Source organism: Pseudoalteromonas holothuriae (assembly GCF_945859825.1).
GTDB classification, from domain to species: domain Bacteria; phylum Pseudomonadota; class Gammaproteobacteria; order Enterobacterales; family Alteromonadaceae; genus Pseudoalteromonas; species Pseudoalteromonas holothuriae.
The window spans coordinates 175,346-188,352 of record NZ_CAMAPC010000006.1; the positions used below are offsets into that span (position 1 = coordinate 175,346).

A 13,007-nucleotide genomic window follows, 5' to 3' on the forward strand; every position below is an offset into this window, starting at 1 on the left:
CCAGCGAGACCAATGCAGCAGCATCTAAAGTGGCAGCTAAAGCCAGTGAAGATGCCGCCAAGGCAAGCCAAAGCGCAGCGACTGGTTCAGCAACAAGTGCAGCAAGCAGCAAGTCAGCGGCCAAAGTCAGTGAAGATAAAGCGGCTGACTATGCAAGCGCGGCACTTGCCAGTGAAGGCGCAGCCAAGGGCAGTGAAACCGCAGCAGCAAGTTCTGCAAGTAGCGCGGCGAGTAGCAAAACAGCTGCAGCATCAAGTAAGTCGGCGGCAGCGAGCTCGGCCAGTGCGGCAGTGGTAAGTAAAACGGCAGCAAAAACGAGTGAAACCAATGCGGCATCGTCAGCGTCGGCAGCGGCAGCAAGTAAAGCTGCAGCCAAAATTAGTGAAACCAATGCTGCGCAATCGGCTGCAACCGCGCAAACGAGTCAGGCAGCGGCTAAAACCAGTGAAGATAACGCCGCAAACTCAGTGTTTGAAGCACAGTCTATTCGTAATGAAGTGGCCGAAATAGCAGGGGGCACTGCACCTGATTCACAGCGCTTAGGAGGCAAAACCAAAGCGGAAGTAGTTAGTGAAGCGCGTGCAGGATTGCAAGCAGCAGATAGCAAATTACAGCGTTTGGTGGACTCTGAGTTCGACTTTACTCATGGTAATGACTTTAGAATTAGAGATGGTCGTGCGCTTGCGGCTCATACGCCCGAGGTGCTGTATGTCAACTACAATGGCGATTTTTCTAATGTATCCGCCAAAGGCGCGTGGACGTTTTCTGAGCCTGTAACAGTAAGTGACGTCACTTTAGAAGCTACGACAGGCGAATATGGTGATAAAGCGCTTAAAGTTTCAAATACGAGGGGGTACCTAAAGTTAGGGGCTCAAAATAACAACTTTTGCCACTATGAGACCGATAGACCCAACCATTGGTTTAATAAAGAAGTTAGAGTACAGGGTGAAATTTACGCAGGCTCAGGCTATAGCCAAAAGGTTTATCACGAAGGCCACAAGCCCACACCCAATGAGATTGGTGCAGTTGCTAAGGGTGAATCAATCACGCTGACCAACCAAGAAATAGTTTGGTCTGAAAACTCAGATGGTGCTCGTATTGGTTTTAAAAATGACGCTGATAATGATGCAAACAGCTACCTATATTTTCAAACGTCTGACAATCTGAATGAATATTTTAAATGGCAACATCAAACAGGCGCATCAACTGTAGAATGGATGTCATTAAAGAATGCAAGCCTGTCGGTTAAAGGGCGTATAAATGCAGCTGGTGCTACATTTGATGCTGGTAATAGCACCACGGTTAATATTCGTGCTAATAGCAGTGGCGCTGCTGTACTTAACGTTTGCGCTGAAGCAGACGCACAAACTACGGGCATTGTGTATGTCGGGCAAAGTCCTAACCACGGTGGTGGCATTGAATACAATGGCGACAATAGCCCCGTTACCAGTGACTCAGGTGCCGATTTTTTTACGCTATTTAGGCGCTCGAACGGACAAACCCATTGGACTGCTAGAAACCATCAAGCAAATAATAACTGGGAATTTAGAAGTGAAGTAAAAGCCGCATCATTTAAAGAAGGTAATACGCCGCTTACAAACAAATACCACCCTAAAAGTGCCAAACTAGCACGGTTTGAAAGTTCAGAAATAGATACCAGCGGCCAAGATTTTAAAATTCGCAATAAACGCGTATTAGTTGGGGCAACCGATAAGTTGGTGATTAACTACAACGCGGATTGGGCAAAAGTTGATGCGCGTGGTGAGTGGGATTTCAACGGTGACATACTCGCTCGCTATGACATAAAAATGGCGGGGGATGATAGTTATATCTGGACCCCAAATAAAGCAAATGGCAGTACTGGACTGTATGACCCGCACAGTAATATCACTGCGTTTAAATACACCAACGGTCAAGGGTTCGACTATGGCGCTGATATTAATATCACTAAAAACAATCCATGGCTGACGCTCGACAGCAGTAGTTCAGGGAGTGTGAATATCGAACAAGCGGCGGGTATCTCAATTGGTGAGTCTGGTCGTGATAACGCTGCATCTCTTCATATTTCCTATCAAGGTAATGGTTACTCATATATCGGTATGGGGGATTTGGGAGCAGATAATATAGCTGATAACTGGGCTATGCAGATGAATTATCAAAGTCGCTGGGTTAAGTTTCGCAGTGATATTCATCTTCAAGACTCAAATACCAAGCTTGCAAAAGGTGTGAGCAATACAGTCAGAGCCATCACCAGTCATGGTTATGTTGATATTGGTCCAATGAACACTGGTTGGTGTCATTTTGAAACAGATAGAGAGCGTTTCTACTTCGGTCAATCTCTGCATGTAAAAGGGGAATTGTACGCAGGCCCTAACTACAACCAAAAAGTGATTCACCAAGGTAACTTTAACCAACAGCTTCAAGCGTCCGCAAATCAAGTCACTTCTGGCGATAGCCAAAAGTTTGCAGGTAAAACTGAACAACAGTGGCAAGACTATATTCAAGACCCAGTTAGAGCCGCTGTGGCCGTAACTAACCCAATTGCAGCAGCATTTATATAAATATTATTAAGGAGAAACCATGTCAAACACAATTGCAAATGCAGTACAAACGTTGACTAACAAAATTGTCAACGGCACATTAACCCCTCAAGAAAACGCACAAATTGGCGTTGCCATTAACCAGCTAACCTCAGGCGCTAATGTAGAGTCAGCGCTTGTGGCCATTGCTGAACAACACTTAGATACAGCTACAGGTTCGCTAGGTCAAAGTACCGAGACACTGAATAGTGCGAAAGAGGCTTTTGCGGCACAAGCAACACAAGAGCTGTCAAAAATCCCAGAGTTAATTAGTTCTATTAATAGTGCAACGCAGAAGAGCTATCACTTTAGTCAGTCACCAGTAACTGCGATTCAAAGCTTGAATTATCAACAGCACCCACAGCATTATAACAACACTTCTTATCAAGCGCCTAGTAGCTATATTTCAATAGAAGACTTTGATACCAAAGAAATGTACTTTTACTATGATAGAGGCAGTCATACGTCTTCTACTGGCAATGCTTATAATTATATCTCAGCTAAGTTAGGTAAAATAAATGTACAAGGTGAAGTCGAAGTCATAAGCAGAAAAGTAATGCTGACGCAAAACGCTTTCGGTTATGGTTTAACCCCCTATCACGATGACTCTGTTAGGCTATTTACGAGTAATGCGAATTATAGCAGCAATTCGGCGTTAACTATCAATATCCATAAGGTAAATAGTTGGTCAATAGATACCTCTATTTTAATGGATTTTTCTGCATTTAAAGTACGCAAATCAGACCGAGCTTTAATTTATGTGCGTGGTGGTAAAGCATACTGTAGAACATCATCTGGTGAAGCTGAAATGGGTAAAGCGATTGAAAATAAGAGCGCATTTGAGCAAGAGTTTACAGCGCAAAAAGGCTTTTATACTGTACAAATTCGTCCTTATTATTCACATAGCAATAATAGTATGGCCTCTACTTCAGGGTCAACAGATAAGGTTGTTTGTACTCCACCTAAATTTGTTTGGAGTGCAAGTCAATATGAGTTCTCGCGTGAGCATGGGTTGACTTTGGGGCAAAAAAGTTTTCCTGTCGACCTATATGGAGATAGCTGGCTGCCTTATTATCGCAGTACAAATGCAGATTATAGTGGTTTCAGTCGTTATTTGGGGGTTGGTCACCTTGCAAAAACTACTCATTCAGATGAACGCTTGGTTAACGTGAGTATCGGTTACCGTAAGAGAGATACTGATACTATTATTACTCAATACGATTGCCACATCGTAGCTGTTAGTCGTCAACACAATAAGATGATTTATATCAGCTCTTCTAGCATCGAAACCACCGAAGGTATTGCGCAAGCAATCTAACTCACGTTCAATTAACTTAAGGAAATAATTATGACAGACACTATTTTTGATAGCCAAAATCAGAGCGTGACGGTAAACGGGGTAACGCATTTAACTAACCCATTGACTGGTGAATCGTGGCAAAATGAGCAGGAAGTTGCAGAGTATTTTGCACCTGAGCCAGAGGTTACCGAACAAGCGGCACCATGGGTGCAAGCTTCTTTAACTGACGTAGCAGTAACCGGTGAAGCTGCGCGTTTAGTCGGTGATATTCATTGGGTAAAAGTGGGCACTGAGTTTGTGTTAACAGCCAATTTATTACTTAGTGATGAAGAGGCATCACTACCAGAGTCACTTCAAAACTGTGAGCTGATGCTGATGTGTGAGCGTGTGGTTGATGGCAAATTACCGATAGATGATATGCGTTACATTGCAAGCATTCAAGACGGCAAAGTTACCTTGAACGGGCAATTTGTAGACTCGGGCAACTATGTGATAAGCGAAGAGCGTGTAAATCGTGGTCTTGAAAGAATTAACGCGCCATTTAGACTGACTTTTGATACGGTTGAGTTTGACGCTTACCTATAAGCATTTTACCTTTGTACTACCTGATTGCCCTCACTGAAAATACTAATAAGTTCTTAGTTTAAATTACACAACTTCATGATTAAAAACACCTTGTTGGTGCGGCCCGCTCGTGCCTGAGTGTAATGATTGAGTGATTTTGCCAGCATGGGTAAGCAGGCTTCACAACAAAAATAACCACCACAATGGTGGTTATTTCCTTTCATTTTTAAAACGGTCAAAGTTGACCGTTTTCTTATCTTAAATACTGCTACTATTTGATTAAGTTGAAATATTAGTCTTTTCCCGTATGTAATAGGCACAGCCACTTAAGTGTGTTTGTGGCTATTTTTTGCTTATCCGTATTTGGCTAAATACACGCCATACCACCTAGTGCAAACATGGCGATTAGGTGTGAGCGCACAAACAGAGTATCTACCATGATAAATCCTTTCACTTTAGTGCATAGCGATATTTGCCGTGCCTCTAGCAACACTATTTTTATCGACAGTCAAGCGCCTTCGCCTGAGGCCAATCCACTAACCCAAAACTTACCTGTGCTTAATCGCGAGCAATATTTTGCGCATAGCGGTGTAGTACCTATGCGCCAACCGGTGCTGATTAAATTTACCTCTTTTGGTAATACCAATATGGCCTCGTTTGCAGGTGGGCACGCTTTGCACGAATGGGTGCAAGTAAATAGCTGCGTGGTGCTCAATGGTGAAGACCTAGCCTTGGTTAACCCTAATACCGAGGATGAAAACTGGTTTAGCAGTGGCAATACATTAGGCGAACACAGCCAAGTAACGGCACAAATTATGATAGCAACAGAGGCGCAGGGGGAAGAGTTTAGTGCCATGCCTTACATCGACATAATTGGTGCGCCACAAAAAATTGCCGACACCTTTCCCAAAGGAGTGATAGGGCAGTACAACTCAAATCATATACCCAATGGCACAAATACGACATTTGCTCTTAATCAACAAGCACTCGCTGAAGGGCCTGAGTTTTGTGCTTATAAGCAAAATGAGCAGTGGCTTGATGCCACCTCAGGCATGAATTTAAACACATACGCCAATACCATTAGCAATGCCGACATATTACAGACAAACACGGTGGCACTGTATTTTTACGATGCATAGCGTTTGAGATTCTGAAACAAGTTCAGGATGACTACTGTATGTCATTCTGACGAAGGTCAGAACCTACTGGTATTTAACACTGAGCTCAAACAAAACAAGGTCCTGAAATAAGTTCAGGATGACGCGTACTTAAGTTCAAGAAGGCTACTTCATGTCATTCTGACGAAGGTCAGAACCTACTGGTATTTAACACTGAGCTCAAACAAAACAAGGTCCTGAAACAAGTTCAGGATGACTACTATATGTCATTCTGACGAAGGTCAGAACCTTCTGGCATTTAACACTGAGCTCAAACAAAACAAGGTCCTGAAACAAGCTCAGGATGAAGACTATGTGTCATTCTGACGAAGGTCAGAACCTACAGGTATTTAACGCCGAGCTCAAACAAAACAAGGTCCTGAAACAAGTTCAGGATGACGCGTACTTAAGTTCAAGAAGGCCACTTCATGTCTTCCTGACGAAGGTCAGGATCTATTAAACAGATAGTGCCAATTTTAAAAAACCAATTGGTATCACCCTTTTTAAAGTAGCTAATATTCTTATGCCAAAATCTCAACTTATTGATTTATCTAAGTTACCACCTCCAGATGTGCTAGAGCATCTTGATTACGAGCAACTACTACAAACGCTAAAAAACAACTTACTTGAGCAAAACCCCGAGCTTGAACCAGCCTTAGGCCTTGAGTCTGAGCCGCTCACACAGTTGCTCAACAGCTATGCGTATCAAACCATGTTGCTACGCGCACGGGTAAACGATGCGGCTAAATCTACCATGCTCAGTAGTGCGCAAGGGGCTGATTTAGACAATATCGCGAGCAAATATAAAGTGGTGCGCCAACAAAGTGAAACCGACATGCGTTTGCGTGAGCGAGTACAACTCGCGTTTCATAGTTTGAACACCGCCGGCACAGAAAAAAGCTACCGCTATCATACACTCAGTACCGACGAGCGGGTAAAAGACGTGCACGTTGCCAGCCCATTACCTTGCCATATTGTGCTCACAATATTGAGTAATGAGTCTGCCAAAGGTGCGCCATCTGATGAGTTAATTAATAAACTGGCGGTTACATTTGGCCTAAAAGCGGGAGATCAAACCCGTGTATCTGAAGTGCTCGAAGCACAAAAAATACGCCCCGTAGGCGATAGGGTTGAAATTGTAGGTGCGCAAGTGAAAGAGTTTGAGCTCAAAGCCAATATTAAGCTGGAACGCGGGCCGGGTCATGCGCAAGCAAAGCAGCAAGTACTAAATCACGTTACGTTGTTTTTACAAAAACACCATGGCTTAGGTAAACACATTAAACGCTCCGCATTATTTGCCGCTTTGCACCAAGCTGGGGTTGAAGAGGTAGAGCTGATCTCTCCAAATAGCAACATTGAACTGGCGGTAGATGAAGTTGCGTGGTGTAGCAATGGCATAGCAGGGTTAAGTTTTGAGGCGCTAGCATGAGCGGTGCAAAAAACCAAGTACACAATGGCACGCTTTTACAGTCACAACTGCAAACAATGAATGAAGCAGGGCATGAATCAATCGGCAAAGGTGCTGATACGTTAGCCTCTTTGTGGCAACCCTATCAATGCCCTGTACCTTTTTTACCTTGGTTGGCTTGGAGCCAAGGGGTAAATCAGTGGGACGAAGCTTGGCCTGAGCAAGTAAAGCGTGATGTGATTGCACAAAGTTTTGAGCAGCACAAACACCTAGGTACGCGCTACGCCATTATTAACAGTGTTAAACCATTTGGTTATAAAACCGAGCTGAAAGAGTGGTTTGAGATGCAGCCGCCGGCGCAAGCGGGCACATTCTCAGTGGACGTCGGGGTGACTAATAAAGGGATTGACTTCGACGTTATAGAGCAAATTTACACGGCTATCTCAAACAGTAAGCGTAAAAGTGTGCAGTTTGATTTATCAGTGAGTTTACTTTCAGAGTCAGAGCTTCAATTAGCAGCAGCTACCACAACAGGGGTTACCACCACTGTTTACCCATATTTTGCCAGTGAGATCACCAGTCAAAGCTCACTCAATATTGCCATAGCCAATCAGTCTATTAACCAAATCAAAATTTATCCACGGAGTAGTTATGTCACAGCCACAATACTGGACCATGCTGACCCCAGCGGGGCGCGCTAAAATTGCCAATGCCATTGGCACTGGTATCAAAATTAATCTAACCAAATTTGCTGTTGGTGATGGGGTTATTCACCCAGATGCCCAGCAGCTCACCAATGAGCGTTTTCGAGGTTTAATCAACACTTCAAAAACACTCGATAACAACCCCGCAATGATAGAAATAGTGGGTATTGTGCCTTCGACCGAAGGTGGGTTTTATGTGCGTGAGGCAGCGTTTTACACCGAAGATGATGAAGCATTCGCCATTGTTAAATACCCCGAAACTTACAAACCTAATATTGCCGACAATGCCAGCGCTGAACTGGGCATAAAAGCGGTGATTGATGTGGTGCAATCGCACATGGTGGAACTAAAAATAGACCCTTCTATGGTGTATGCAACACAAGAGCACGTCAGCAACGAAATAAATAAATTTATGGGCCTACTAGCGCTTGATGGTGGTGCCTTTTCAGATTCTTACCCTAACTCAACCAATCTCGATGGAGGTATTCTCTAATGGCAAATAAACTACAATTTAGACGCGGCCCTGAGGCCAACAGAACTAATGTAACCCCAGCAAGTGGCGAACCTATTTGGTTAACCGACAGTAAAAAGCTCTATGTGGGTGATGGCCAAACCCCCGGCGGTATTGATATTTTTGGCAACCTAGGGAGTGCAATTTACAAAAATGCAGGCACGGGTGCTAATCAGGTATTAACTCTTGATGGCAGCGGTAAAATTCCTGAAGGCGTACTGCCTAGCCTTGCAATTGGTCAACCTTTTGAAGTAGCAAGCCAATCGGCCATGTTAGCCCTAACCGCGCAACCGGGTGATTTAGCTATTCGTACTGATGAAAACAAATCGTACGTTTTAAAGTCAACCCCCGCCAATGTGTTAGCAAACTGGATACTTCTGCGCACACCTACCGACAATGTGTTGTCGGTTAATGGTAAAAGAGGTGCGGTTACCATCAACAAAAGTGACGTTGGTTTAAGCAATGTAACCAACGAATCAAAAGCACACATGTTTAGCTCGCCCAACTTTACCGGCAACCCAAAAACCCCGACTCGCGCCTTGTCTGACGATAGCACTAATATTGCCAACACAGCGTGGGTAAAAGATTGGGTTAATTCACTGGGTTTAGCGGCTGAAGGCGGCGACATTGATGGAGGCACCTTTTAATGGGTCGAAAGATTCAATTTAGACGCGGCCCCGAGGCCGAGCGCCTGCAAACTGTGCTTGCCAACGGCGAACCCGGTTGGTCGCCTGAAGCTGAGCAATTGTTTATTGGTGATGGGCAAACCTTGGGGGGCGTGCCGGTTGCTATGTCGCATAGTCACATTATCACGCAAGATACCAATGCTATTGTAGGGTGTAAATATGCTTTTAAAGCGGCATGTCAATTACATCTTCCGAGCGTAGCCTCTGAAGGTGCAATAATTCAGTTTTGTGTACTCAGTAGCTCAAATATAACCGATAGCAATAAAGCCAAAATCATTGCGCCTACAGGCCACACTCTTATTAAAAATGGCGAAGAGGGAACCGCGTACCACACTGCTTTGTTCACCGAACGTACCGCCATGTTTACTAATTCAAAATGGGAGGTTTTATGACCATATTAACAGATAAAGTTTCGTCTAGTTCATCTGGGTTTGTAGATGGTGAGTTTCCAAGTGCGACTTCGCAGCTTTTGCCGTGGCCAGAGGCGACTCAGTTTGGTACGTTTATGGATGTACACGGCTATTCTGGAGGGGTCAACTATGCGATACCGAATCCCTATGATGAAACAGGCGGATATATACATACAAACTATAGCAATGTCACATACTACAATGCAGATGGTACAGCTAGATGGAGCAAAACAGCGCATAATATGCACTCAGGGTGTAAATTTTACGGCTTTCCTCATGTCGTTCACATGATAAATGGGGTGCCTCACTTAGTTGGAATTTTGCAGCATAACGTTAATAGCGGCGACTATTACGTTTATAAAATCAACTTGAATACGGCGGCAAGTGGTTCAGGTATTGTACTGACAAACAATTCTGGTTCTGCATTGCGACCAGTTAACATGGGTATTCTGGAAAACGACCAGTTATTTGTAACTGTTAGTGACTCTGGCACTAATGTGGTTAGTTATTTGTGTGATTTAGATGGTATGACGTTTGTTTCTCGTTTAAATGTAGGAAAAACGGGAGTGGTTATAGGTATTAATAACTCTAAAAGAGAAATACTTCACGGCGCAGCATTGTTCAAAGGTAGCGTAACAGTTTCATTTGTGTCTGGGGGCCAGAGCGGGGGCAACTCTGGCGCTATGTATGATATTTTTAGCTTCATAATTGGAGTAAATAGAGCCCTCGATTTTTCAGGGCCGAGCCCTCATGTTGAAAATATACGCACTGAACACGGCCCAGCATTAAATAATTTTGTAGGTTATTTAAGACAAGTGTCTAAGGATCTGTTTATGGTACAAGGTAGTAAGGAGTCAAGTCAGGGACATTACGCTTACTGGCGGTTTGGTCATAATCGTAGAATGTATTTTACTCGTTCAGCACTAGAAGAGTGGGTAAAAAACTGCGTATATGCACAAACAGGGCTGAGAATAGGAGAATAATATGCAAATCATGCTCAAAGTGAATGATGGTGATATACCAAGCCAACTATCGGATGTACCCCAAACGTTTAAGCAGCAAGAAATTGTTATTGTTGGTGAACAATCTTATTTATTTGCTGATTACGTGGGCAATAAACAGCTGATCAGTGATTTTGATGTTGATACGTTTTTGACGCAAAGAAATGAAGATGCAACGTTAAAACGAGTTGTTATTGATAATGTTTCAGGTCAACTCATGGGCTATGTAAATCAAGATAATGAATTTACGGTGCCGCAGCAATCTAACGATGTGATAGCAACGAGCCAGCTCGCTATACCTGATAGTAAATTTAAAATACCCTTCAAACGCATCGACACAGGCCGTATTCAATTAATGCCAGCACAAGTGGTTGATGGTGAACTTTCAATTCCTTTGAAGTTTGAAACAAACGGTATTTGGATTGTTAATAAAGCATTATTTAATGCTGATTTTTCAGATGCGCCTTTTGAATTACCTGAATATCGATTCTCAGTTATTTAGTCTTTTGAATTGATATTTTATATAGCTCGCCCTGTGACTTGCAGGGCACAAGCCTTGGCACGCTATAGGCCAAACCCCACTCTAGGAGCCTAATCGATGACCACACATATCGATTTAAGCAAACTCCCTGACCCCAACATTATTGAGTCACTTTCATTTGAAGCCATTTATGAAGCGCGCAAGGCGCGCTTTGTAGAGCTTGCGCCTGAGTATGCGCAAGCGCTTGAACTTGAAAGTGACCCTTTAACGGTTTGGCTTCAGGTAGAAAGCTATCAAGAACTATTACTGCGCCAGCGTATAAACCAAGCGGCGCAGTCAAATTTATTAGCCTTTGCCACTGGGGCCGATTTAGAGCACCTTGGTGCCTTTTATGGCGTTGAGCGAGTGGTTAATGAGCAAGATGACGATTACCGCCAGCGTATTCGTAATAACACCATTGCATCAAGCACGGCAGGCAGTGCAGAGCACTATCGTAACCATGCTATTAATGCTGCGCCTAATGAAATTGCTGATGTATCGGTCACCAGTAAACGTGATGGCATGATTACTAACGAGCACAATGGCAAGGTTATGGTGACGGTATTAGAAAAACAGGTACTCGATAATCAAACCTTAGGCAAAACACCAGCTCCAGAGTCGCAAGACGATACGCCAAGCCAAACGGTTGTTGAGCAGGTGGCAGGTAAAGTGCTAGACGATGCTGTAAAAATGTTGACTGATTCGGTCACAGTGCAAGCGGCAGAGCTTAAAAAGATTGATGTTGAGGCTGATATTTATTTGCAGCCCAATACCTCTATTGACGTGTTTAATGAGCTTGAGTCATTGCTGCGTGAAGCATGGCGTAATGAAGCAAAACTTGATTGGGACTTAGCACCGAGTTGGATCAGCGCGCAATTGCACAAAGGCGGGGTCAGTTATGTTGATATTAAACAGCCTGCGGAGTTAATTAACATTAGCCCTGAGCAATGCGCAGTGCCCAAAAATATTCAACTCACACTACGCGTGAGGTAGCAATGCAACAACTTTTACCCCCTAATCACAGCCCTTTGCTGCTCAAAGGCTTACAAAGTGAAAAACAATCAGCGGTGTTTGATGGTGCCATAAGCAACCTAACAAACATGAAAGCCAACCCGCACGATGCACAACTTATGTGGTTAGTGTGGGAGTATGGCCTTGAGAGTATATTGCCCTACAGCCAAGATTTGCGGCAAACCCTAAAAGAGGGCTTAGCGTGGCAACGTATTCGCGGTACGCCAAAAAGTTTAACCACGGCGCTAGGTTGGCTTGAGCTAAATAACGCACAGATTGAAAACACCCCACCGGGCCAGCATTATTATACTTATCAGATTAATGCGGGCGAGGTGCCCGGCGATGAGCGGCTAGCTAAAGTAGTTAAGCTTGCGCAGTTGTCGGCACCAGTGAGCAGCCAATTAACACGGGTTTATCACGGTTACGACATTCGTAAACAAACGCTCTCAAGCCAAGGGTGTGCGTTTGGTAATGTGCTAAGCGATTACTCGGGTGTAATGTTTAAGCACCAAGGTAAAGGCTTGGTTAAAGCCAGTTTTGGTCGGGTGCAAAAATTATCCGCTGCAACCAACATTAACACTGACCTAGGTCATCAGCGTAGGCGAAGCCAAACAAGTAAATACTTAGATAAGTATGAACAAGGGCGTTACTGCCTTGTGACTGAGCAACCGTCTCAGTTACCCACCGCCGTAGTACAAACTCGTGTACATAGCCAGCAGCGCACTTTGGCACAACGAGTTTGGTTAGGCCCTTGGCATGACCGTTGGCAAAATAGTCAGTGGCAAACTCAGCAGTTGTGTTCGGTTAGCATTGATCATGAGCAAATCAGGCAAGTTGCACCATTAATGTTCTCAGGTGCAAGTTCGGGTCGAATGAACATTGGGCGTCTTAATTTAACGCCTAAGCTGCCCACATAAACCCATTACATTAAATAAAAGAGCAGACATTGCGACAGATAAATGGCTGAGTAACTAGGCAAAGTTTTGGTATGTAGTGATTCTACATGAGTCATTTTTAATGCAGTAAATCAGTCATTTAAAACGCTAAAATGGTCAATATTTTAATAAAGTTAGTATTAATTATTTTTGCCAATTCAATTACTTAAAAGCCATTTGGGCTTTCTTACCTTTGTGTTTAGGCAACTTAAGGCCTTAAG

Annotated in this window: 12 protein-coding genes and 1 pseudogene; all 13 read left to right on the forward strand. The window is 43.8% G+C overall.

Going from position 1 to position 13,007, the window contains the following annotated elements:
• Positions 1–2,561: pseudogene (locus tag OCI93_RS10170) on the forward strand (hypothetical protein); the annotation flags it as partial.
• Positions 2,562–2,580: 19 nt separating this feature from the next.
• Complete coding sequence (locus tag OCI93_RS10175; protein WP_261626332.1) at positions 2,581–3,897, forward strand: hypothetical protein; 1,317 nt, start codon at positions 2,581–2,583, stop codon at positions 3,895–3,897.
• Between the two features lie 30 nt (positions 3,898–3,927).
• Entirely contained in the window at positions 3,928–4,464 is a 537-nt protein-coding gene (locus tag OCI93_RS10180) for a hypothetical protein (RefSeq protein ID WP_261626333.1), read from the forward strand.
• Positions 4,465–4,880: 416 nt separating this feature from the next.
• Entirely contained in the window at positions 4,881–5,582 is a 702-nt protein-coding gene (locus OCI93_RS10185; protein ID WP_261626334.1) for a hypothetical protein, read from the forward strand.
• Positions 5,583–6,123: 541 nt separating this feature from the next.
• Positions 6,124–7,029, forward strand: a complete 906-nt coding sequence (locus OCI93_RS10190) for a baseplate assembly protein (RefSeq protein ID WP_261626335.1) — start codon at positions 6,124–6,126, stop codon at positions 7,027–7,029.
• Entirely contained in the window at positions 7,026–7,709 is a 684-nt protein-coding gene (locus tag OCI93_RS10195; protein ID WP_261626336.1) for a phage tail protein I, read from the forward strand. The genes OCI93_RS10190 and OCI93_RS10195 overlap by 4 nt, the downstream gene beginning before the upstream one ends.
• Positions 7,660–8,205, forward strand: a complete 546-nt coding sequence (locus OCI93_RS10200) for a phage tail protein (protein WP_261592327.1) — start codon at positions 7,660–7,662, stop codon at positions 8,203–8,205. The genes OCI93_RS10195 and OCI93_RS10200 overlap by 50 nt, the downstream gene beginning before the upstream one ends.
• Entirely contained in the window at positions 8,205–8,870 is a 666-nt protein-coding gene (locus tag OCI93_RS10205) for a hyaluronate lyase N-terminal domain-containing protein (RefSeq protein ID WP_261626337.1), read from the forward strand. The genes OCI93_RS10200 and OCI93_RS10205 overlap by 1 nt, the downstream gene beginning before the upstream one ends.
• Entirely contained in the window at positions 8,870–9,301 is a 432-nt protein-coding gene (locus tag OCI93_RS10210) for a hyaluronate lyase N-terminal domain-containing protein (protein WP_261626338.1), read from the forward strand. Before OCI93_RS10205 ends, OCI93_RS10210 begins: the two co-directional genes overlap by 1 nt.
• Positions 9,298–10,302: a hypothetical protein gene (locus tag OCI93_RS10215; protein WP_261626339.1), complete on the forward strand. Its 1,005-nt coding sequence runs from the start codon at positions 9,298–9,300 to the stop codon at positions 10,300–10,302. Before OCI93_RS10210 ends, OCI93_RS10215 begins: the two co-directional genes overlap by 4 nt.
• A gap of 1 nt (position 10,303) precedes the next feature.
• On the forward strand, positions 10,304–10,822 hold the full coding sequence (locus tag OCI93_RS10220; protein WP_261626340.1) for a hypothetical protein: 519 nt from the start codon (positions 10,304–10,306) through the stop codon (positions 10,820–10,822).
• Between the two features lie 96 nt (positions 10,823–10,918).
• Positions 10,919–11,833, forward strand: a complete 915-nt coding sequence (locus OCI93_RS10225) for a baseplate assembly protein (RefSeq protein ID WP_261626341.1) — start codon at positions 10,919–10,921, stop codon at positions 11,831–11,833.
• 2 nt (positions 11,834–11,835) lie between these two features.
• Positions 11,836–12,768 (forward strand): phage tail protein, encoded by a 933-nt coding sequence (locus tag OCI93_RS10230; RefSeq protein ID WP_261626342.1) that lies wholly within the window; start codon positions 11,836–11,838, stop codon positions 12,766–12,768.
• The last annotated feature ends 239 nt before the right edge of the window (positions 12,769–13,007 follow it).